Here is a 21,586-nt window from a genome sequence, read left to right on the forward strand (position 1 = left end):
TCAATATATATCCTGATCCTTTTACCATTGCTGTATCCGCCCCATCGACATTCGTTTCAATCGATAAATATTCGTTGCTTTTTTGGTAATTTTTTACTAACTAGGCCTACTTGGTATTTCTAGGCGTTTCACTTTGAAAACATGTGATAACTTTCTGAGTAAAAACCAATAATATTGAAAAAATAAAGGAGACAGCCGAATGAACGACAGCAGCATGACAAAAAACAAAAAACTCATCCAATGGGTGGATGACATGGCCAAAATGTGCAAACCGGAGAAGATTTACTGGTGCGATGGCTCTCAAAATGAATACGATGCCATGATAAAAATCATGGTCGATTGCGGACTGGCCACACCTCTCAACAAAAACAAGCGCCCGAATTGTTTTCTTTTCCGATCCGATCCTTCTGATGTGGCACGCGTGGAAGACCGGACCTATATTGCATCCAAAACCAAGGATGAGGCGGGTCCGACCAATAACTGGATTGACCCGGAAGGCTTAAAGACGACCATGAAAGGCCTCTATGACGGCTGCATGAAGGGCAGAACGATGTATGTCATCCCCTTCAGCATGGGCCCGGTCGGTTCCCCCATCGCCCAGATCGGCATTGAAATTACCGATTCACCTTATGTTGTGGCAAACATGCACATCATGACCAGAGTCGGTTCGAAAGTGCTCGATGTTCTGGGAGAAGACGGCGTATTCATCCCCTGCCTGCATTCGGTGGGCAAACCGCTGGCCGAAGGCGAATCCGATGGTTCCAACTGGCCCTGTGCCCCGATTGAGAAAAAATACATTTCCCATTTTCCTGAAGAAAAAACCATCTGGTCATACGGCTCCGGATACGGCGGCAACGCTCTTTTGGGCAAAAAGTGTTTTGCCCTGCGCATCGCATCGGTCATGGCCAGAGAGCAGGGATGGCTTGCCGAGCATATGCTGATTCTGGGCATCACCAATCCCGAAGGCGAGAAAAAGTACATTGCGGCGGCTTTCCCGTCCGCCTGCGGCAAGACCAATCTGGCCATGCTCATTCCCACCGTTCCCGGCTGGAAGGTGGAGACGGTCGGTGATGACATCGCCTGGATGAAGTTCGGCGCAGACGGCAGGCTTTACGCCATCAACCCCGAAGCCGGCTTCTTCGGCGTCGCGCCCGGCACGTCGCTGGATTCCAATTTCAATGCCATGAAAGCAATTGAGAAAAACACCATTTTTACCAACGTTGCTTTGACCGAAGACGGAGATGTCTGGTGGGAAGGCATCGGGTATGATGCGCCGGCAGGCAAGATTATCGACTGGACCGGCAAGGAATGGACCAAAGACAGCGGCAGAGTTGCGGCTCATGCCAACTCCCGGTTTACGGCTCCGGCAAAACAGTGCCCCGCTATCGACGCAGACTGGGAAAATCCGAAGGGCGTTCCCATCAGCGCGATCCTTTTCGGCGGCCGACGCCCCTCCACCATTCCGTTGGTGCATCAGGCGATGAGCTGGAATCACGGGGTCTTCATGGGATCGATTGTCGGTTCCGAAATCACCGCCGCCGCCATTTCCGCAAACATCGGACAGGTCCGGCGCGATCCGTTTGCCATGCTGCCTTTCTGCGGATATAACATGGGCGATTATTTCCAGCACTGGATTAACATCGGCGCGAAATCGACCGAAGATAAGCTGCCGAAAATCTTTTATGTCAACTGGTTCAGAAAAACGGCGGACGGCAAATGGCTCTGGCCCGGATACGGCGAAAACAGCCGCGTTCTGAAATGGGTCTTCGAGCGGGCGGCAGGCACCGGCAAAGCCAAGGAAACCCCGATTGGCTATATGCCGACGGAAGATGCCATTGACACGACCGGTTTGGATGTGACCGCCGCTGATATGAAGGAGCTGCTGAACGTCAACAAAGACGAGTGGAAAAATGAACTGGCCGGCATCCGCGAACATTACGCGAAGTTCGGCAGTCGTTTCCCCGCTGAATTGAATAAAGAACTCGCCGACCTGGAAAAAAGGCTCGGCTAATAAAAAATCAGGCATTGTTTGACGCCGGACAGCGAATAAACAAAAGGGCAGGTTCATCTTTGACTATTTAGCTTTGGTCACGGACAGCCTGCCTTTTTTGCTTCCCCGGACAGGATCGTTTAGCCGGGTTAATATCAGTAAACGGATCAGGCTTTTGGCAGGCAAGCAACAAACCCATTCCATTCAGGCATTCCGGTGATTCGGAATCGAAAGCACATCATCCGCAAGGCAGCTTGTTATTCCGTCGTTTGTGAAACCGTCATGACAAAAAAAAGTGGGCTGTTGACGGGTGAAGACCCGGACAAAAAAGGGAAAAAAGTTGCTGGCTTTGAGAAAGTTGATGATGTAGTGAATGGTTGCGGTTATGATCTGTAAAAAGATACTATGAATTTGGAGGTTACAATGGATTACAAGTTGATTGAAGTAAGCACCGAGAATCATGTTGCAACAGTCAGTCTGAACAGGGTGAAGGGCCTCAATGCCTTAAGCTATGAGCTGGCGACGGAGATTACGGAAGTTTTTCAGGAACTTTCCGGAATAGATGATGTTTGGGCGATCATTCTCAAAAGCAATGCCCGGATCTTCTGCGCCGGTCTTGACCTGAAGGATGCCATGTCACGGGGCATCGTCGGAAAAGCGAAGAACATGCTGGATATTCCCAGACATGAAAAAAATATTTTCGAATGCTGCCATGCCATCGAGGACTGCAAAAAGCCGGTCATCGCCGCGGTGCACGGCATGTGCGTGGGCGCGGGGCTCGACATCATTGCCTCCTGCGATCTGCGCCTCTGCACGGAAGATGCGACTTTTTCGCTCAGAGAAGCGCAGATCGGCATCGTAGCCGATATGGGCGTGCTCCAGCGGCTGCCGTTCATCATCGGCCATATGTACACCAAGCAGATGGCCTATACGGGGCGCTTTTTCAGCGCCGCCGAAGCAGGCAGGATGGGATTGGTTATCGATGTTTATCCGGACCAGGAAAGTCTTCTGGCCGCTGCTCTGAAACTTGCGGAAGAAATCAAAGAATGCGCGCCGCTGGCGGTCCAGAATACCAAAGAGGTTATAAACTACGGGCGCTTTGCCTCGGTTCGTGACGGGATCTCTCTGTCCGTACACAAGAACATGCTGCTGCTTTCCTCCGAGGATTGCATGGAAGCCATGGTCGCCTTTATGGAGAAGCGGAAACCCAATTTCAAGGGAGCCTGATTTTATCCGGATGTCAGGCGCCGATCTTGAAGGCGAAACGCATTGGTATCAGGCCGTCAGCATCCGGTAGATCCGCGTAATCTTTTCCGGTAATTTGACCACGTCGTCGATGACTGTCCAGCTGCTGTGGCTGTACATGCGGGGCAGGTATTCGGCGGCGGCCCGGTCCACCGTGATGCAGAAGGTCTTGATTCCGAAATGCTGGGCCTCTTTCAGGGCCATGCGTGTATCTTCAATGGCGTAGGTTCCCGAGTACTCCTTGTCCACAGGCTTGCCGTCGCTCAAAAGAATGATCAGCTTCGTTCGTTCCTGCCGCTTTCTCAGTTTGCTCAACGTGTGGCGGATGGCTGTGCCATCCCGGTTTTCAAAATGGTCCTCGATGGCGGAAATTCTTTTCTTGGTTTTGTCGTCATAGGGATCGTCGAAATCCTTGATGCGGTAGTAATCGACATTGTCGCGGTTGTCCCCGGAAAATCCGTAAATGGCGAAGGCATCGCCCACCTCATACAGGGCCTCCGACATGATGATCAGGGATTCCTTTTCGCGTTCGATCGTCGCGCCCCTGGTGCTGCGGCTCATGTCGATAAGAAAGGCCACGGCAATGTCGCGCCTTCTTTTTTGAATAAGGGTGTAGTTCTTTTCGGAAGGGGAGATCCCCGCTTTGCGATCCACCATAAACTCCACCACGGCGTCCAGGTCAATATCATCGCCGTCATACTGGTGTTTGAGCCTGGTGAAGCCTTCCGGTTTGAGCATCTGGAATTCGCGCCGGATCTTTTTCAGAAGCCCCGCGTACCGGTCTGTTGTTTCCCGATAAAAATCAAGAGACGTTCCCGGGTAGGTCTGCTCGCGGATTCTGGTCCAGTTGCTGCGGTAATCGTGCAGATCCTCCCCCCATTCGTCATAAAGAGATGTCCCCTGTTCACTCTGGAGTTCCGTCTTTTTATCCAGTGACGCCTCGATGCTGCGCAGAAAAAGAAAAACATCATTCGGACTTGACGCCTCCAGGCGCCGTTCTATTTCTTTGGGCGTTATCCCTTTCTCCTGATAAATGGCTCGAAGCAGCCGCTCGATTTTTTCCGGCGCGTCAAATTTCATGGAGGGATCCGTGCTGCCTGCTTCCTCCTTGTGCTGATCGGCGCGTCCCGCTTCCTGTTTGCCGCCGTGAGACTCGCCGCGAAAACTTTGCTGGTCCTGACCGGTCCGGTGGGGTCTTTGTGCCACATGGTCTGTGGCAGGTCTTGTCTGAGTGGGCGTTGTGTCGCTTTCCGGATTGCTTTGCGATTCCACCTGCGAACCGGACTGTCTGCGTTGTGCCGATTGGCGGCCCTGCAGCCGGTCCCGAATTTGCTGTGATGTTTTGCCAAAGCTCCCGATATTCTGGGACACCATATCCTGATCCAGCGGTTTGGACAGGGGTTTCACCGCCCGGTAAGGTTCCCTGAAGGCCCTGTCGATCATGAAATATACGCGGGCGGCCAAACGCGCAGCCATGTGGACGTCCACTTCCGGCTTTTGCAGCGTCAGGGAGAGATCCAGCGCGCTTCGGAGAATCGGAATGGCCGGATCACTGGTATTGTCGAACGCTTTCTGGGCCATCAGGCTCTGGGCGAGCATCTCCACTGTCCGCTGTTTGGGATTGGTGATCTTTTGCGGTGATCGGCGCTTGGCTGTCATATGGCGATTCATGGCTAAAATATCTTTACCCAGGGCCGGATATTCCCGCTTGAGGATGCTTTCAATCCGGAAGTCTTCCAACAGGTTAAATAGATTATGCGCCAGATCCGGTTCCGGAAACAGGTGGGTAAAACGGTCAATGTCGCTTTGCTCTTCATCTTCTTTGCGGGTTCCGTAGCGGGCGGCAATGTCCTCGCTGATGTCGGCCAGCCGGGAGATATTGAATTCAAAACTTCCATATTCCAGATGGGCCTCCTGATGGGTGGCGGAGACCTTGTAAAGTTTGAAGTTGTCTTCCTTGTCCTGAAAATCCTTGATCCGTTTGGGAAGATAGATTTTCCGGCCGTCCGTATAGACCGTTTCCGCCTCGGCGATTTCCACGCGGCGTCCCAGCAGGGCCCGCAGATAGGTGGACAGGAAATGCTTGATGGTTTTGAGCTCCAGTCCCTTGGGGATGCCTTCCATGAAATCGCTGAAAGCGGGAGAATTTCCGGTCAGAAATGACAACGCCTTTTCTTCGTCGTCTTTGGCCGTGCTTTCGGCAAACGACGCAATCATGCCGAAGCCGTCCAATCCCACCCAGTTGATGAATTCGGGGCTTTTTTCGAGAAGCGCTACGGCGAGGGCGGGGCTTGTGCGCGCCACCATGGCGGCAATCCAATAGACGCCCGGAGCGATGGCCTTGTCACCGATATGATCCAGTCTGCTGATGAGTCCGGGGCTCTTCTCGACCACGTCAATTGCGGCCTGCCAGTCTTTTCCCGCGATGCCTGATGCGCATGCCACCAGAATTTCCAATCCTTCAAATCCCATTTTATCAATGACGGCGGGGCTGACGTCAAGCAGGCGTTTCGCGATTTTCCCGCTGTTGCGGACTGTCCTGATCATCAGGGCAAACAATTTCACCAGCTCTTCGGCGCCGATCCGGTCTCGCAGCGCCGGGCTTTCTTCCAGGAGCGTCGTGGCGAGCCGCCAATCGGAGGCGGCCGCATCAGCCGCAAATTCATAGACGCGGAGGGGCAGTGACTTGTCTCCATGGGCCAAAAGACGGTCGATCAGATCGGGACTCTTTTCCAGAAGGCTCACGGCGCCATAGTTGTTCTGGCGGGCGACCAGGCGGGCCACGTGGGCTATCTGAATCAAACCGTCATATCCCAACCGATCGATGATGCGCGGGCTTACTTCCAGCAGGCTGACGGCGGTGGTCCAGCTTTCGACGCCCGTCTGGTGCGCCAAATCTTCCAGTTTTTCCAAGCCGTCCAGTCCGATCAATCGAATAATTTCGGGGCTGCGATCCAGGAAGCTCACGGCCATCCGGGCGTTGTATTGTACAATGCGCGATCCAAGATGACAGACTTTTACAATGAGGGAGGTATCGCCCAGTTTCAAGAGCCCGTCAATGATGGCGGGGCATTTATCCAGGAGTGAGGCGGCGGCAGACCAGCTTTCCCGGGCCAGCGTTGACGCGAAATCACCGATCAGCGCAAGCCCGGCGATGCCGATGCGGTCGATCAGATCGGGGCTTTTTAAAAGCAGTCTGGATGCGGTCTCCCAGCTTCCCCTTGCGATGTCCGTACCCAGGGCGCTGATTTTGGTCAACCCTACCATACCGGTCCTGTCCAGAAGAATCGGGGCAACATCCAGAAAGGAAATGGCTGCAGGACAGCTCACACGAGCCATTGTGCCTGCCATCTCCGCAATCTCCCTCAGGCCGGCCATATCCAGCCTGTCGGCCAGGTCAACGCTTGCAAAAATGAATCTCAGGGCAGCCTGTGAACTGATTGTGGAGAGCTCCCGCCCCAGGTGATAGATATTTCCTGTTTGTTCAATATTAAATCGGGTTTGCAGACGATCAATGATCTCCGGGCTTTTCATTAACAAGACAGTGGCATTTTCAGGATTATCGGCGGCCATGGCGAGAGCGCATTGCCAAACCGGCTCCAATCCGTCTTGCCCCAGGCGGTCAATCAGGTCGGGGGCCGTGTCGAAAAAAGTGTAAGCCATCCTGGCGCCAAAAGGTGTTGTCTTTACCGCGTGGTCGTAAAGTACGGGCGGCAGGTCTTTCCTGCCGCCGGCTGTTATTCGCCTGGTAATGTCCGGAATTTTTTCAACGAGTTCCATGGCGATGTTCCAGTTGTCCTCGGCCATCAGGGTTGCGAAATGATAAACCTTCAGCGCTGAAGATATATCCGCGCCGGCTTTCATCATGCTGTCTACCCGGCCCGGGCTTTCTTCAATGACCCTGATTGAATGAGCCCAGCTATGGCGGGCAATCGCGGCGCCGAAAGCAGCGATTCTGCGCAGGCCTTCAAAGCCGGTCCTGCGGATAATCGCCGGGCTTTCCGTAAGGGCGCACATTGCCGTCCGGATGTCGACTTGGGCGATGCTGCAAGCGAGTGCGGCGGTTTGGGTCAATGTTTCAAAATTGCTTTCAGAAATCAGTGCCGGACTGATTTCGAGAAAGCGTGCCGCGAGGGGAGCGCCGAAGGGGACCACCTGATTTGCCAGGCCAAAGACACTGATGACCATTTCCTCTCCTGCGGGGAGAAGCCGGGAAACAATGTCCGGCGTCCGCTCCAGAACGACAAGGGCTGTCTGGCGATCATTTTCGGCGATTCGGATGATCGGTGACAGGATGGAATCAATGCCTTCCTCGCCGAAGCGTTCGATAAGGGGAGAAAAGGCAGCGTTGAACCGGGCCGTCAGTTCACCAGCCGCATTTTCATCAGTCCCCCCGTCAACGGCGGGGCGGGGCTTTTGGGATCTATCTTTAAATCGGTCTTTAGGCATTCATCTAACCGTTAAAAGCTGAAATAGTTTTTGAGCACTTCTTCGATGCTTTTTTGAAGATCGCTGTCGTAGGTCAAAGGTTCGATCATCGTGGCACGAAGCGATTCCTGTAAAGGCATGCCACTTTTGAGCAGCATGCCGGCGTAAACCAGCTCGCGTGTGGAAACGCCTTCCTCCAGACCCTGATGAATCAGATTGCGTATCCGGTTGGCGGCTTTGACCAACTTTCCCGACATTTGCTCATCTATTCCTGCCTCCCGGCTGACAATGCGTACTTCCAGGTCCTCCGCGGGCCAGCCGAGGTTGATCGAAATGAAACGCTGCCTGGTGCTGGGCTTGAGTTCCTTTAAGACACTCTGGTAATTGGGATTGTAGCTGATGACCATCATGAATCCTTCCGGAGCATGGAAAATCTTGCCTTTCTTTTCCACGGGCAGATAACGCCTGTGATCCGTGAGCGGATGAATAACAACGGTAACGTCCTTGCGCGCCTCGACTACTTCATCCAGATAGGCGATGCCGCCTTCGCGTACGGCCATCAGCAGGGGCCCGTCAATCCATTCCACCTCATCACCTTTGATGATGTAACGGCCGGTCAGGTCGTTGGCGCTGAGGTCATCATGGCAGGCAACGGTATAAAGGGGTCGGTTCAGGCGCCAGGCCATGTGTTCCACGAGCCGCGTTTTGCCGCTTCCGGTGGGCCCGTTTAGAAGGACCGGCAGCTTATTGGCATGGGCCGCTTCAAACAGCTCTATTTCCTTGCCCTGCGGAAGATAAAAGGGTTCTTTGGATACCCGGAAGTCGCCATTTTCAATTTTTTCGGTCTTTTCATGTTTTCCCATCTTAAGCTCCTTTTGTGTCTTCATGTCTGAATTTTAATATAGGCGCGATTGGATAAATATCAAATATTTTTTATCTGTAGTTATAACGGTCTCGTGACTCGCGTACCCTCGCGCCACCTTGTGTGATCTTTAGGTCATTAGGTGGTCAGGGCATCAGGTTACAAAGTTGGTCTTGTGTCCTGCCGAGTATATCCAGTATTTCTCTGTCATATCGACCGCAGGGAGATATCTTTCCTTTCGTCATTTCCACGTAGTCCGAATCCTGGTTTACTCGTCGTCATACCGGTCTTGTGACCTTCAGGTTACTCAGGCCGGTATTCAGAATTAAAAAACTCTATAAGGTGGCAGTTGAACCAGGGTATCCCATTCGCTCAAAATGCCCTGCAACTGTGGCTCACTCGCGGTATATCCCGGTTCAACTGCTTTCCTTCTTTTCCATTGAAACAAAACAATATTTTCAGTATATTGCCACAACCATCTAGTATTTTGAAAACTCCTTGAACTTTGTTGAAAGATTTTGCATGCACATATTTTAAGATAAACCAACTTTAAAAGATTATTCCTGAAGGAGTAAGGCAGCTGAAATGCTCCAAGAGAATGGCGAAAATCTTTAAAACATCAGAGGTAATCATGCTGAAAAAAATGTTTCTAACCCTAGCCGTTTTATTTTGTTTCGCTTCCACATCCCTTGCCGCCGAGTTTGCGGCGATTAAGCTGCCGCCGCCGGATATGAAGGGCGGGAAGCCTTTGATGCAGTGTTTGAAAGATCGCAAGACGGACCGGTCTTTCAGCACGAAGAAACTGCCGGTGGAGGTGTTGTCTAATCTGCTGTGGGCTGCTGCCGGTATCAGCAGGCCGGACGGCAGGCGTACAGCGCCTTCGGCCAAAAACTGGCAGGAAGTTAATGTGTATGTCGCGATGGCGGAAGGCCTCTATCTTTATAATGCCAAAACCCATTCGCTCGATCCCGTCCTGAAGGCCGATCTGCGCAAGGAAACAACCCATTTCCTTCAGCCGTCACGAAGTGATATTGAAGCCGCGCCGCTTCAGCTGATTTATGTGGCGGACTACTCAAAGATGACGATTGCCACAAGCGACGAAAACAAGCTTCTGTATTCCGGCGCGGATTCCGCTTTCATCGCCCAGAATGTTTACCTGTATTGCGCGTCCGAAGGGCTGGCCACGGGGATTCGCGCTCTGCTGGATAAGACCGGGCTGGCTAAAGATATGAAACTGCGCAGCCAGCAAAAAGTCGTTTTCGTGCAGGCGGTTGGCTATCCTGAATAAATCAAAAAATTTAATATAAAAAAAGGAGACCCTATGAACAATTTCACCTTGTATAACCCGACCAAAATTCTTTTTGGCAAGGGAAGGATTAAAGATGTCGCAGGCGAAATCCCGAAGGGCGCAAAAGTTCTCATCACCTATGGCGGGGGGAGTATCAAGCGCAACGGTGTGCTGGATGAAGTTAAAGCCGCATTGCAGGGCTATGAACTGATGGAATTTGGCGGCATCGAGCCCAACCCGACATATGAAACGTTGATGAAGTGTGTGGATGTCGTGCGTCAGAACAAAATTGATTTCCTGCTGGCTGTCGGCGGCGGTTCCGTGATTGACGGCACAAAATTTATTGCCGGTGCCGCCCTGCATGAGGGAGATGCCTGGGACATTGTTAAATCTTACGGCATGAAGATGAAGCGCGCCCTGCCGTTTGGAACGGTTTTAACGCTTCCGGCCAGTGGTTCGGAAATGAACAGCGGAGCCGTCATTACCAATCGCGCATTAAATGCCAAGCTCCCCTTTATGCATCCCGCATTGTTTCCCAAATTTTCCGTGCTTGATCCCGAGAAAACCTATTCACTGCCGAAAGGCCAGATTGCCAACGGCGTTGTGGATACATTTGTCCACGTCATCGAGCAATATCTGACTTACCCCGTAAACGGGAAATTGCAGGACCGGTTTGCCGAAGGATTGCTGCTGACGCTGATTGAGGATGGACCGAAAGCTCTGGCCGAACCGGAAAATTATGATGTGCGCGCCAATCTCATGTGGTGCGCTACGCTGGGCCTCAACGGGCTCATCAGCGCCGGCGTTCCTCAGGACTGGGCCACGCATATGGTCGGCCATGAACTGACGCTGCTTTGTGAGCTGGACCACGGCAAAACGCTGGCGGTCGTATTGCCGGCCATGCTGAAGATTCGTGCGCAGGATAAAAAGGAAAAACTCCTGCAGTATGCCGAACGCGTCTGGGGTATTACGAGCGGGGATGATAACGCGCGCATTGATGCCGCCATCGAAAAAACACGGGAATTTTTTGAAAGCATCCAGGTTCCCACCCGTCTTTGTTCCTACAATCTCGGCGCGGATATCATTCCGACTATTATCGAACAGTTGAAAGCGCACGGCATGGTCAAGCTGGGTGAGAAACGGGATGTGACGCCGGAACTGGTTGAAGCCCTGTTAAAGGAATGTTTGTAAGAGGCCCAAAATCAAACTATGAGGAATGAGTCATGGATAAAAATTCAGTTGTTTTGATTTCCGGTTGTTCGTCAGGGATCGGGCTTGCGCTGGCCCGTGAGTTTGCTTCCCGCGGGTGCAAAGTGTTTGCCACGGCACGCAGGCCGGCGGTTATCGAAGACCTCAAAAAAGAAGGGATGGAAATAGCCGCGCTGGATGTGACGGATCAAAAGTCCATTGATGCCTGTGTGGCGGAAGTGATGGCCAAAGCGGGCAGGATTGACGTGCTGGTCAATAACGCGGGTTATGCGCTGGTCGGGCCGGTGGTTGATTTGTCCATCGATGATCTCCGCCGTCAATTTGAAACAAACGTCATCGGCCTGGTGGCACTCACCCAAGCAGTTGCGCCGCACATGATCAGGCAGCGTTCCGGTTTGATTGTCAACATGGCAAGCGTGTCAGGCATCTGCGCCACGCCGTTTGCCGGAGCTTACTGCGGCACCAAGGCCGCAGTCAACCTGCTTTCGGATTCGCTGCGCATTGAGCTGGCGCCTTTTGGCATTTCCGTGGTCACGGTTCAGCCCGGCGCGATCAAATCCAGATTTGGCGAAGTTGCCGAAGGGAGTATCAGGCTGAACGAAAATTCCGTTTATGCGCCGCTTTCGGGGTATGTCAAAGCGCGGGCGACGGCTTCACAAAAAGATCCGACAACAGCGGAAGAATTTTCACAGAAACTGATTGATAAACTGTTTCTGAAGTCCATTCCCAAAATTATCCGTCTGGGCAAGCAGTCCGCCAGTCTGCCGATTGTGGCGGCCCTGCCGGTAAATCAGTTTGACAACATCATGAGCAAAGCATTTGGATTGGATAAACTGAAAAAGAAATAATCCAATAAGAAGGAGGAATCAAGCTGATGCACTTTACATTTGCTCACAATAACTTCAATGTGCTGAATCTGGAAAAAAGTCTGATCTTTTACAAAGAAGCCCTGCAACTGGATGAAGTGCGCCGCCTGGAAGCCCCGGACGGCAGCTTTATTCTGGTTTTCCTGGGCGACCGGAAAACGCCTCATCAGTTGGAGCTCACCTGGATGAAAGATCGACGGGAGCCTTACAATCTGGGCGATAATGAATTTCATCTGGCTTTCAAGGTGGATGACTTTGCCGCCGCGCATGCGCTGCATGAAAAAATGGGCTGTATCTGTTTTGAAAATAAAGCGATGGGTATTTACTTCATCAACGATCCGGATGATTACTGGATTGAAATAATTCCTCAAAAGAAGTAGATTTGTCATCATCCGGCATGCCTCTTCTGAAATTCCAAATATGCAAAGGAGAGGTTTATGGAGAAAGGAGAAGACGGATGAAAAAATTATTTTTCAAAATGATTTTTCTGATGTTAGTGGTTTTGATACCGGTTTCGGTCATGGCGGAAGTCGATGTTAAAGTCCGTGTAAACATCCCTCTGCCTCCGGCGATTATTTTTCCGGGGCCGCCTCAGGTGGTGGTAATACCACAAACCGATGTCTATGCGGTTCCCGACGTTAATGATGACATATTCTTTTATAGCGGCTGGTGGTGGCGTCCCTGGGAAGGGCGATGGTATCGATCCCGTTACTATGATCGGGGTTGGGTTCATTATAACCGCGTGCCTGCTTTTTACAGAGAAGTTCCTCCGGGGTGGAGAAAGGACTACCGTGACCGCCGCTGGAAAGGATATGAGTGGGATCAACGCCGTATTCCACACCGTGACGCTGAAAAGAACTGGAAGGGTTGGAAAAGAAACAAGCACTGGGAAAGAGAAAATAACTGGGGCGTAAAAGGAATGGATCGGATGCCACCCGGTCAGCAAAAGAAGTTCAGAGGGCAAGGTGACGGACCGGGAAGAGGGCATCGGGGCGATTGAGCTCGATGGCAGCACCGGTTATTGGCATCTGACCTGATACAACAAAAAAGCCCCGTCACATCAGGCGGGGCTTTTTACGTTTCATGATTAATATTAAATCTGTCTTTTATCCAGCACTTTTCTGATTTTCCCGTCCTGCCTCGGGATGCTGTTGGCTTCAACCAGTTTTACGGAAGCATTAATGCCGGCAATCGCGGTGATTCGTTTTTTTACCAATTCCAGAAAAGATCGCTGTTTTTGCAGTTCCAGCGCAAATATTTTATCCGTAATTTCAATGATGACCTCCATGCTGTCCATCGCTTGTGTGCGCTCGACCACGATTTGATAGGGGGCTTCACCCTGCACCGCGCCGAAAACGGCTTCCTCGATTTGTGAGGGATAAATGTTGACGCCTCTGATGATCAGCATGTCGTCGGAACGCCTGTTGATTCTTTTCATCCGCACCAGTGTCCGGCCGCAGGTACAAGGGGTGTAATCCAGGCTGGTCATGTCGCGGGTCCGGTAGCGAATTAACGGGAAAGCTTCCTTATTCAGTGTCGTAAGGACCAGTTCGCCTTCGGCGCCCGCCGGCAAGACCTTGCCTGTATCCGGATCAATGATCTCCGGAAGGAAAGCATCTTCATAGATATGCAGGCCGTTTTTGCAGAAACATTCACCGGCAATGCCGGGGCCGATCACTTCCGACAGTCCGTAGTTGTCCGTTGCGTTAATCGCCAGGCCCTGTTCGATTTCATGACGCATCTTTTCCGACCAGGGTTCGCCGCCAAACAGTCCCACTTTCAGGGAAAGGGATTTGGGATTGATGCCCAACTGCTCCATCCGGCAGGCAAGTTCCAGAGCGTAACTGGGCGTGCTGACCAGCACGGTGGATTTATAATCCTGCATAATCATGATCTGCCTTTCGGTGTTTCCCGTTCCCATGGGAATAACGGATGCACCGATCGTTTCAGCTCCGTAATGCAGCCCGAACGCGCCGGTGAAAAGGCCATAATGAAAAGTCACCTGAACCAGATCGTCACGGGTCACTCCGGCGGCTGTCATAAAACGCGCCACCAGATTGGACCAGATGCGGATATCATTTTTCGTATAACCGGCTACAATCGGCTTGCTTCCCGTCCCGGAGGAGGAATGAATGCGGACAACCTCCCGAAGCGGCACGGCAAACATGCCGTAAGGATAGTTATGATTCAGGTCATCTTTGGAGGTCAGCGGCAGTTTGGACAGGTCGGCAAGTGAAATGATGTCTTCGGGAATGGCGCCCAGTTCGTTGAATTGTTTCCGGTAATGGATGACATTTTTGTGAACTCTGTTGATGGTCGCCTGCAGGCGCTCCAATTGCATCTGTTCGAGTTCGTCCCGTGATATGCATTCATGAGTCGGGTCCCAAATATTCATAAAGCCCTCCTGAGGAAATAGTAAATAATTGTGGCACTAAAACAATTCTGAATTATCGTTCCCATATCTCTTTTTTATCTCTGCCGAGATAGGCCCGCTGCACATCCTTGTTTTCCAAAAGCTCGTCGGCCGTGCCTTCCAGAATCAATCGGCCTGTTTCCAGAACATAACCGCGATGCGCTATTTTCAGGGCGGCGCGGGCGTTTTGTTCAACCAGCAGGATCGTTGTTTTCTTTACCCGTGAAAGACCGGCAATGACCTTCAGGATTTCCTGAACAATCATGGGCGCAAGCCCCATGGAAGGCTCGTCCAGAAGCAGCAAGCGGGGCTTGGCCATCAGCGCCCGGCCGATGGCCAGCATCTGCTGCTCGCCGCCGGAGAGCGTTCCGGCCAGCTGCTTTCGTCTTTGCCGTAAAATGGGGAACAGCTCATACACCGTCTCCATATCCTGTTTTGCCTGGGCCTTGCCGCCCTTGATTCCATAATTCAGATAAGCGCCCAGTTCCAGATTGTCTTCTACGGAAAGAGGTTTGAAAACCTGTCTGCCTTCGGGCACCTGAGATACACCCAGCCGGACGATTTTATGCGGCGCAAGATGATTGATTTCCATTTCCTTAAAGAGAATCTGACCTGTTTTAGGCGGCACGATACCGGACAGAGAATTAAGCAGCGTGGTCTTGCCGGCGCCGTTAGCACCGATCAGTGTTACAATTTCACCTTCCGCCAGATGCAAAGAAACATTTTTGATGGCATGTACCTGACCATAGAAAGTGTTGATATTTTTAATTCTCAGCATCTGTTAATCCTCGCCAAGATAGGCGGCGATCACCGCCTGATTCTCCTGAATTTCACGCGGCGTGCCGTGCGCCAGTTTCTTTCCCAGGTTCAGCACGACAATGGATTCGCATACATCCATGACCAGCTCCATGTCATGCTCGACCAGCACCAGGGTGATGCCCAGGTCCTGAATTTTGTGGATCAGTTCCGCAAGCCCCGCCGTTTCACGGCTGTTTAATCCTGCTGCGGGTTCGTCCATCAGGATAATCTGCGGCTCCACCGCCATGGCCCGGGAAATCTCCAGAAGCCTGCCCTTGCCGAACGGCAAATTACAGGCCGCCACATCGGCCACATCGACAAGGCCCGTAAACTCCAGCCATCGGTACGCCTTTTCCCTGACAATTTTTTCTTCCCGGATCTGAAAGGGGAGCTTGAACGCGCAGGAAAAAATACCGCTTTTGCTTTTGGTATGCAGGCCGACCATTACATTTTCCAGAACCGACATCTGACCGAAAAGCTCCACGTTCTGAAAGGTGCGCACCAGGCCGAGCCCCGCCAGCACTTCCGGCTCAAAAAAGGAGATGTTTTTTTCACCCAGATAAACTTTTCCTTCGGTCTGCGTGTAAAGCCCCGTCACGATATTAAACAAAGTTGTTTTACCGGCGCCATTGGGGCCGATGATACCGGTTATGGAGCGCGGCGCAACGGAGAATGAAACATCCGTAAGGGCCGTTAATCCGCCGAATATCTGGGTGATGCCTTCAACTCTTAGCATTCCGGGCGCCCCCTTTGTCGATGATGATTTTAAACAACGCCTCCAGACCGCCGATCAGGCCCCTGGGCATGAACATGGTGATTAAAATCAGCATCAGGCCGTAGATGACGATATCGAAATCACGAAATACCCGCAGAAATTCAGGCAGCATGGTTAAAATTGCCGCACCCAGAAATGAACCATAGATGCTTCCTAAACCGCCGATAATGATCATGGTCAACACTTCAACGGAGAAGTTGAATCCGAAGGACGTGGGAGAGATAAACGTCATGGTATGCGCGTACAAACTGCCGGCAATGGCGGAAAAAAGCGCCGAGATCGTGAAGATCTGAACTTTCAGGATGCGGGCGTTAACGCCCATGACGCGGGCGGCGACTTCGGAATCGTTGATGGCCCGGAGGGCCCGTCCGATTCGGGATTGGGACAGATTGATCGACAGCAGCATGACCCCGAGTGTGATTACCCACACCAGATAATAATTGTTCCGGTCGTTATCAAAAACCAGGGGGCCCAGCCGGAGATTGGGAATGCCGGACAATCCGGAGGGGCCGCCGGTCCAGTCGACTGTTTCATTGAAAATAATATAGATGATAATGCCAAAGCCCAGTGTTGCCATGGCCAGATAATGGCCTTTGAGTTTTAAGATCGGGAAACCGATAAAAAAGGCCAGCCCGGCGGCGCAGAGTGCGGCTATCACCAATGCCAGCCAGGGATCGACGGGAAATCTGGTTGTCAGGATGCCGGATACATAAGCGCCCAAACCAAAGAAAGCTGCGTGTCCCAGAGAAATCTGGCCGGCGTATCCCAGAAGCAGGTTCAGTGCCACGGCCAGCAATGTATTAATGCCGATGAAGACCAGGACGTTGAGAAAATAACTGCCTTTTAAAAATAAAGGTACCACAAGAACAATGAGGGCAAAAAGGGCAAAAATGAGAATCTGGCGTTTTTCTTTGATCATAATCTTACAGAGTATCCGAGAGATTGAATCGTCACTACACTCTCTGCGTTTCCTTTTGTTTGAATAAACCTTCCGGACGAATAAAAAGAATCAACAACAGAATAATAAAAGCAATGGCGTCTTTATAAGACGCGGAAATGTAGCCCGCGCCCAATGATTCCAGCAAGCCCAGCAGCAGTCCGCCCAGGATTGTTCCCAGGCCGCTGCTCATTCCGCCGATAATGACCGCGCAGAATCCTTTTATCCCCAGCATAATGCCGACATCGTAGGACGTCATGGTGAGCGGGGCGATGATAATGCCGGCCATCGATCCGATGGCGGAGCTTACCACAAACGACAACAGAACCATGATTTTAACATCAATGCCGACCAGGCTTGCGGCATGGGCATTATAAGCGCAGGCGCGCATGGCTTTGCCGAGAATGCTGTAGCTGAAGAACAACTTGTTGGCAATGATGATGAAAAAGGTGATGCCGAAGATCCAAAGATGCTGGGGCATAATCGTCGCTCCATAAACATAAAGCGGATCATTGCCGGAAAAGGCGGGCAGGGCGTGAGTGTCTTTTCCCCAGATCAGCATGGCGGCGCCGCGGATAAAAATACTGGCGCCGATGGTAATGATCACCAGACTTAACGGTTTGACGTTTTTCAGGGGGCGAATAGCCAGACGTTCGAAGAGAATTCCGACCAGCGTGGAAAAAACAATGGCAAGTATTATAGCCGGTACAAGGGGCAGATTTAAAAAAGTCAGAATAAATATGGTGAACATGCCGCCCAGCATGACAAATTCGCCCTGGGCAAAATTAAGAATGCCTGTGGCATTATGAATGATGGCAAAACCGAAACCAATCAAGGCGTAGATTGCGCCGTTGGAAAGCCCGGTTAAGATATACTGAACGAGTTGGCCTGGATTGTCCATTTGCTGCTTTATTTACCCATTCCATTGATTATGAACAGCGGCGCAGGCATTGTTTTCCCGCGCCGCTGTTCATTGAAAAAGACAATAGCCTACTATTTAACTAAATTCCAGTTCTGGTTTTTAACCTCTACCAGGACAAAAGCATCTTTGGTCAATCCGGCATGATCCTGCGCCGAGTAACTGAATGTTCCGCCGATGCCGGCGAATTTTGACGTCTTTTCCAGTTGATCACGAATAGCGGAAGGTTGATCTCCAGCTTTCTCAATAGCGCCTTTCAACAGCATCATTGCATCCCAGGCATGCCCGCCGAAGTGATCGCCTTCGACTTTGTATACTTTCTTATAGCTGTTGACGTAACTTAACAGCGCCTTTTTCTGAGGATCGTTTTTGGGGATCTGGCTTGCCACAATAACGCGGCCGGACGGGAGTATGATTCCCTCTGCGGCATTGCCCGCCAGCTCGATAAATTTCCTGGAGGACACACCATGGCTCATAAACAGAGGGACTTTTATCCCCAGTTGTTTGATGTTTCTTGCGACAATGGCAGGCCCCGGATTGGTTCCCCAGCAGATAACCGCCTGTGCGCCGCTGGCGCGGATTTTCGTCAATTGCGCGGTCATATCCGTATCTTTCGGCCCGTAAGTTTCATTGGAAATGATTGTGATGCCGAAGGCCTTGGCATGGGCTACCAGCTGCTCGCGCCCCGAAGAGCCAAAGCCGTCAGATACCGTCAAAATAGCTATTTTACTGATTTTCTGTTTATTCAGGTGTTCATAAATTTTTGCCACGGCCAGAGCGTCATTCTGAGCTGTTTTAAATACCCATTTTTTAACCGGGTCGGTTATCTTGATTCCCGCGGCGCAGGAAATCAGCGGTATTCCGGCCTTCTCGACAACCGGGATGATCGCCATGGAATCACCTGTAGTGCTGGGTCCGATGATCGCCGCAACTTTATCATCTTTAATCAGTTTATTGACGCCTTGTACCGCTTTGGCCGGATCTCCCTGCGTGTCAATGACAACCAGGTCCAGCTTGCGTCCCTTGATGCCGCCGGCTTTGTTGATCTCATCCACGACCATTTGAGCCGTGTTGCGCTCCGGTTCACCTAAGAATGCCGCCGGGCCGGAAACAGAAAATAATGCGCCGATTTTGATCGGAGGAGCCGCAAAAGCCGGCGTTCCTGCCATCATACCGATCAACATTGTGAAGATAAACGAGAAAACTACTTTTGAAAAAAGTCCCCTTTTCATTTGACTTACTTCCTCCCAAGTTTTAATTGTTTTTCAAAAAAACACAAACGTATTACATGCTGTCTGTGATATTGACTGAATGATTGGTGATGATTTAGGGCAAGCCTGCTTACCAGATTTTGCTAGGCAAGCAGGCACAGATACATATAGGTGTAGTAAGGCGAGGATTTGCTTATGGAAAATTCATGCATATCGGTGTCCATAACGTTATAATGCTGTGGCTAATATGTGATTTGACCGGATGTGTCAAGCGGTATTTAATGATATCAACGCTGATTTTCAGCTTTGCTTTTGCCTGTCCTTTAACTTGTCCAATTCCTCGCGATAGCGTTCGGCTTCCGCTTTGGCTGATTCTATCTCTTCTTTTGCTTTTTCCAGTTCTTCGTCCTGTCTTTGTCTTTCTTCGCGGATTTTATCCTGAATTTCGTCAAAACCGACATAAACAGCCAGGGCGCCTCCCAGGAGCATGAAGATCGGCAGTGCGCCCTGTATAAGGTTTATAAAATGACCCCACCAGTAGATCAAACTGATCAGACCTAAAACTGCGGCAACGGTTCCTCCCGTCAGCAAAGACATAATCCAACCTCCGGATAATAGATTCAAATAATTCTGATCAATTTACGATTGCATTTTTTATCATGAATAAAATGGTTAGGCAAGTCGGAAATAGATGATTATTAAGATAAAATTTTACTTGATTTAATGGGATTCATCATTTAAACATTATAGTTTCTTAAAGCTAGTGGAATAAACCATGTGAATGAAGGGTACTATGATTGAACCAAATTTTAATAAAACCGACGGGCTGGTGCCGGCCATCGTTCAAGATGCTGAAACAAAAGATATATTGATGCTGGCGTATATGAACAAGGAATCCTGGGAGCAGACTCTGCAATCCGGGAAGGCGACTTTCTGGAGTCGATCCAGGCAGAAACTCTGGCTGAAGGGTGAAAGCTCCGGGCATGTTCAAATTGTAAAGGATATTTACATCGATTGCGATGATGACACAATTTTATTGCAGGTGGAACAATTGGGCGGGGCGGCCTGTCACACGGGGCACCGGTCCTGTTTTTACCGGAAACTTGCAGGCAAAGATTTTGTTGTTGAAGGCGAAAAGATTTTTGATCCGAAGGATGTGTATAAATGAATATTTTAAAATTGGGCATCCCCAAAGGGAGCCTGGAAAACAATACGGTTGATTTATTCAAAAAAGCCGGTTGGCGCATTACCTACGACAGCCGCAGCTACTTTCCCGATATCGATGATCCGGAAATCAATTGCACACTGGTGCGGGCGCAGGAAATGTCCCGCTATATCGAAGACGGACACCTGGATCTGGGGCTGACCGGCATCGACTGGATTATGGAGAATAACTCCGATGTGGTGGCGGTGCAGGATCTGGTTTATTCCAAGGTTTCCACGCGGCAGGCGCGCTGGGTGCTGGTGGTGCGGGATGATTCGCCGGTCCGCTCGATTGAGGATATGGAAGGCAAACACATCTCGACGGAGCTTGTTCAGTTTACCAAGCGCTACTTTGCTGAGAAGAATATCAAGGTGAGTGTGGAGTTTTCCTGGGGCGCGACTGAGGCGAAGGTGGTGGATGGTCTGGTGGATGCGGTTGTGGAAGTCACCGAAACAGGTTCGACCATCCGGGCTAATAAATTGCGGATTGTGCATGAACTGATGAGAACCAATACACAGTTGATTGCCAACCGGGCGGCCTGGAATGATCCGTGGAAGCGTAAAAAGATTGAACAGATCCGGACGCTGCTTACCGGGTCGCTTCTGGCAATGGGCAAAGTCGGTTTGAAACTCAATGTCTCCAAGGCAAATCTCGATCGCGTCATGAAGCTTTTGCCGGCGCTCAAAGCTCCGACTATTTCCAGCCTCTATTCCGAAGAATGGTTTGCCATTGAGTCCGTTATCGATACAGGCGTCGTGCGGGATCTGATTCCGCAGTTGCTGGATGCGGGAGCCGAAGGCATTATTGAATATCCTTTGAACAAAGTCATATAATCCGGAGGGCAGGTATGGCCAGAAAAGCAAAGATTGTCCGCAAAACAACGGAAACGGATATTGCGCTGGACATTGATTTGGATAAATCCGCCGGCAGTAAAATCGATACGACCATTCCTTTTTTTAATCATATGCTGGAATTATTTGTCCGTCACGGCCAGTTCAGGCTTATGATTAAGAGCACAGGCGATACTGAAATCGACGATCATCATCTGGTCGAAGATCTGGGCATTTGTCTGGGGCAGGCGGTCAAGGAGGCGCTGGGTAAGAAGACGGGCATCAACCGCTACGGTTCGGCGTCCGTGCCGATGGACGAGTGCTTGTGCCGCGTCGACATTGATATTTCCGGGCGCCCCTATTTGATTTACAAGGTCCGCTATGAGCGCCGGAAGATCGGCGGATTTGACCCGGCTCTGGTGAAAGAATTTTTCAAGGCTTTTACCGATCACAGCGGCATTACACTGCATATTAATCTTGCCTACGGCAGCAACAGTCATCATATTATCGAAGCAGTTTTTAAAGCTTTTGCACGCGCTCTGAGGCAGGCGGTAAATGTCAACCCGGAAATTTCAGGTGTTCTGTCTACGAAAGGGACGCTTTAATAGAAA

At 51.0% G+C, this 21,586-nt stretch carries 20 protein-coding genes; 11 read left to right on the plus strand and 9 right to left on the minus strand.

Annotated elements, in window-relative coordinates:
• Positions 1-199 precede the first annotated feature (199 nt).
• The 3 genes from CVU71_05955 (at position 200) to CVU71_05965 (ending at position 3,217) form a co-directional block, all read left to right on the plus strand.
• Positions 200-2,011 (plus strand): phosphoenolpyruvate carboxykinase (GTP), encoded by a 1,812-nt coding sequence (locus tag CVU71_05955; protein ID PKN19909.1) that lies wholly within the window; start codon positions 200-202, stop codon positions 2,009-2,011.
• Between the two features lie 195 nt (positions 2,012-2,206).
• Complete coding sequence (locus tag CVU71_05960) at positions 2,207-2,386, plus strand: hypothetical protein (GenBank protein PKN19910.1); 180 nt, start codon at positions 2,207-2,209, stop codon at positions 2,384-2,386.
• Positions 2,387-2,395: 9 nt separating this feature from the next.
• Positions 2,396-3,217, plus strand: a complete 822-nt coding sequence (locus tag CVU71_05965; GenBank protein PKN19911.1) for an enoyl-CoA hydratase — start codon at positions 2,396-2,398, stop codon at positions 3,215-3,217.
• A 48-nt stretch (positions 3,218-3,265) separates the two neighbouring features.
• Here CVU71_05965 and CVU71_05970 read toward each other — a convergent pair whose 3' ends face one another.
• Together CVU71_05970 and CVU71_05975 are read right to left on the minus strand one after the other, a co-directional pair.
• A complete protein-coding gene (locus tag CVU71_05970) occupies positions 3,266-7,684 on the minus strand; it encodes a hypothetical protein (protein ID PKN19912.1) in 4,419 nt (1,472 codons plus the stop codon).
• 11 nt (positions 7,685-7,695) lie between these two features.
• Complete coding sequence (locus CVU71_05975) at positions 7,696-8,526, minus strand: AAA family ATPase (protein ID PKN19913.1); 831 nt, start codon at positions 8,524-8,526, stop codon at positions 7,696-7,698.
• Positions 8,527-9,156: 630 nt separating this feature from the next.
• Between CVU71_05975 and CVU71_05980 the strand changes: the two genes are divergently transcribed.
• From CVU71_05980 to CVU71_06000, 5 genes are all read left to right on the plus strand, one after another.
• A complete protein-coding gene (locus CVU71_05980) occupies positions 9,157-9,813 on the plus strand; it encodes a nitroreductase (GenBank protein ID PKN20091.1) in 657 nt (218 codons plus the stop codon).
• 33 nt (positions 9,814-9,846) lie between these two features.
• The gene (locus CVU71_05985) at positions 9,847-11,004 is read left to right on the plus strand and encodes an NADH-dependent alcohol dehydrogenase (protein ID PKN19914.1); all 1,158 of its coding nucleotides are present in this window, start codon (positions 9,847-9,849) and stop codon (positions 11,002-11,004) included.
• A gap of 32 nt (positions 11,005-11,036) precedes the next feature.
• Positions 11,037-11,870, plus strand: coding sequence for a short-chain dehydrogenase (locus tag CVU71_05990; GenBank protein PKN19915.1), 834 nt, complete (start codon positions 11,037-11,039; stop codon positions 11,868-11,870).
• 26 nt (positions 11,871-11,896) lie between these two features.
• Complete coding sequence (locus tag CVU71_05995) at positions 11,897-12,268, plus strand: lactoylglutathione lyase (GenBank protein PKN19916.1); 372 nt, start codon at positions 11,897-11,899, stop codon at positions 12,266-12,268.
• 77 nt (positions 12,269-12,345) lie between these two features.
• Positions 12,346-12,888, plus strand: coding sequence for a hypothetical protein (locus tag CVU71_06000; GenBank protein PKN19917.1), 543 nt, complete (start codon positions 12,346-12,348; stop codon positions 12,886-12,888).
• Positions 12,889-12,981: 93 nt separating this feature from the next.
• On the opposite strand, the gene CVU71_06005 is transcribed toward CVU71_06000, so the two are convergent.
• The 7 genes from CVU71_06005 to CVU71_06035 form a co-directional block, all read right to left on the minus strand.
• Positions 12,982-14,283, minus strand: coding sequence for a phenylacetate--CoA ligase (locus CVU71_06005; protein PKN19918.1), 1,302 nt, complete (start codon positions 14,281-14,283; stop codon positions 12,982-12,984).
• Positions 14,284-14,335: 52 nt separating this feature from the next.
• Entirely contained in the window at positions 14,336-15,079 is a 744-nt protein-coding gene (gene livF, locus CVU71_06010; protein PKN19919.1) for a branched-chain amino acid ABC transporter ATP-binding protein, read from the minus strand.
• 3 nt (positions 15,080-15,082) lie between these two features.
• Positions 15,083-15,835: a high-affinity branched-chain amino acid ABC transporter ATP-binding protein LivG gene (livG, locus tag CVU71_06015; GenBank protein ID PKN19920.1), complete on the minus strand. Its 753-nt coding sequence runs from the start codon at positions 15,833-15,835 to the stop codon at positions 15,083-15,085.
• On the minus strand, positions 15,822-16,793 hold the full coding sequence (locus tag CVU71_06020) for a branched-chain amino acid ABC transporter permease (GenBank protein PKN19921.1): 972 nt from the start codon (positions 16,791-16,793) through the stop codon (positions 15,822-15,824). The genes livG and CVU71_06020 overlap by 14 nt, the downstream gene beginning before the upstream one ends.
• Positions 16,794-16,827: 34 nt before the next feature.
• On the minus strand, positions 16,828-17,712 hold the full coding sequence (locus CVU71_06025) for a branched-chain amino acid ABC transporter permease (protein PKN19922.1): 885 nt from the start codon (positions 17,710-17,712) through the stop codon (positions 16,828-16,830).
• Between the two features lie 92 nt (positions 17,713-17,804).
• Positions 17,805-18,914 (minus strand): ABC transporter substrate-binding protein, encoded by a 1,110-nt coding sequence (locus CVU71_06030; GenBank protein PKN20092.1) that lies wholly within the window; start codon positions 18,912-18,914, stop codon positions 17,805-17,807.
• A 327-nt stretch (positions 18,915-19,241) separates the two neighbouring features.
• Positions 19,242-19,538: a hypothetical protein gene (locus CVU71_06035; GenBank protein PKN19923.1), complete on the minus strand. Its 297-nt coding sequence runs from the start codon at positions 19,536-19,538 to the stop codon at positions 19,242-19,244.
• Positions 19,539-19,734: 196 nt separating this feature from the next.
• Between CVU71_06035 and CVU71_06040 the strand changes: the two genes are divergently transcribed.
• The 3 genes from CVU71_06040 to CVU71_06050 are packed head-to-tail and all read left to right on the plus strand — an operon-like array spanning position 19,735 to position 21,580.
• Positions 19,735-20,109 (plus strand): phosphoribosyl-AMP cyclohydrolase, encoded by a 375-nt coding sequence (locus CVU71_06040; protein ID PKN19924.1) that lies wholly within the window; start codon positions 19,735-19,737, stop codon positions 20,107-20,109.
• On the plus strand, positions 20,106-20,978 hold the full coding sequence (locus CVU71_06045; GenBank protein PKN19925.1) for an ATP phosphoribosyltransferase: 873 nt from the start codon (positions 20,106-20,108) through the stop codon (positions 20,976-20,978). The genes CVU71_06040 and CVU71_06045 overlap by 4 nt, the downstream gene beginning before the upstream one ends.
• 14 nt (positions 20,979-20,992) lie before the next feature.
• The gene (locus tag CVU71_06050; protein PKN19926.1) at positions 20,993-21,580 is read left to right on the plus strand and encodes an imidazoleglycerol-phosphate dehydratase HisB; all 588 of its coding nucleotides are present in this window, start codon (positions 20,993-20,995) and stop codon (positions 21,578-21,580) included.
• Positions 21,581-21,586: the final 6 nt, after the last annotated feature.

It is taken from the genome of Deltaproteobacteria bacterium HGW-Deltaproteobacteria-6 (genome assembly GCA_002840435.1).
Classification (GTDB): Bacteria; Desulfobacterota; Syntrophia; order Syntrophales; family Smithellaceae; genus UBA8904.

Bases quoted from the DNA above. Each gene is read 5' to 3' on its own strand.
- CVU71_06005 (PKN19918.1), bottom strand. From the start codon at position 14,283: ATGAATATTTGGGACCCGACTCATGAATGCATATCACGGGACGAACTC.
- CVU71_06035 (PKN19923.1), bottom strand. From the start codon at position 19,538: ATGTCTTTGCTGACGGGAGGAACCGTTGCCGCAGTTTTAGGTCTGATC.
- livF (PKN19919.1), bottom strand. From the start codon at position 15,079: ATGCTGAGAATTAAAAATATCAACACTTTCTATGGTCAGGTACATGCC.
- CVU71_05965 (PKN19911.1), top strand. From the start codon at position 2,396: ATGAATTTGGAGGTTACAATGGATTACAAGTTGATTGAAGTAAGCACC.
- CVU71_05980 (PKN20091.1), top strand. From the start codon at position 9,157: ATGCTGAAAAAAATGTTTCTAACCCTAGCCGTTTTATTTTGTTTCGCT.
- CVU71_06030 (PKN20092.1), bottom strand. From the start codon at position 18,914: ATGTTGATCGGTATGATGGCAGGAACGCCGGCTTTTGCGGCTCCTCCG.
- CVU71_06045 (PKN19925.1), top strand. From the start codon at position 20,106: ATGAATATTTTAAAATTGGGCATCCCCAAAGGGAGCCTGGAAAACAAT.
- CVU71_05970 (PKN19912.1), bottom strand. From the start codon at position 7,684: ATGCCTAAAGACCGATTTAAAGATAGATCCCAAAAGCCCCGCCCCGCC.
- CVU71_05955 (PKN19909.1), top strand. From the start codon at position 200: ATGAACGACAGCAGCATGACAAAAAACAAAAAACTCATCCAATGGGTG.
- CVU71_05990 (PKN19915.1), top strand. From the start codon at position 11,037: ATGGATAAAAATTCAGTTGTTTTGATTTCCGGTTGTTCGTCAGGGATC.
- CVU71_06000 (PKN19917.1), top strand. From the start codon at position 12,346: ATGAAAAAATTATTTTTCAAAATGATTTTTCTGATGTTAGTGGTTTTG.
- CVU71_06050 (PKN19926.1), top strand. From the start codon at position 20,993: ATGGCCAGAAAAGCAAAGATTGTCCGCAAAACAACGGAAACGGATATT.
- livG (PKN19920.1), bottom strand. From the start codon at position 15,835: ATGCTAAGAGTTGAAGGCATCACCCAGATATTCGGCGGATTAACGGCC.
- CVU71_06040 (PKN19924.1), top strand. From the start codon at position 19,735: ATGATTGAACCAAATTTTAATAAAACCGACGGGCTGGTGCCGGCCATC.
- CVU71_05975 (PKN19913.1), bottom strand. From the start codon at position 8,526: ATGGGAAAACATGAAAAGACCGAAAAAATTGAAAATGGCGACTTCCGG.
- CVU71_06020 (PKN19921.1), bottom strand. From the start codon at position 16,793: ATGATCAAAGAAAAACGCCAGATTCTCATTTTTGCCCTTTTTGCCCTC.
- CVU71_06025 (PKN19922.1), bottom strand. From the start codon at position 17,712: ATGGACAATCCAGGCCAACTCGTTCAGTATATCTTAACCGGGCTTTCC.
- CVU71_05985 (PKN19914.1), top strand. From the start codon at position 9,847: ATGAACAATTTCACCTTGTATAACCCGACCAAAATTCTTTTTGGCAAG.
- CVU71_05995 (PKN19916.1), top strand. From the start codon at position 11,897: ATGCACTTTACATTTGCTCACAATAACTTCAATGTGCTGAATCTGGAA.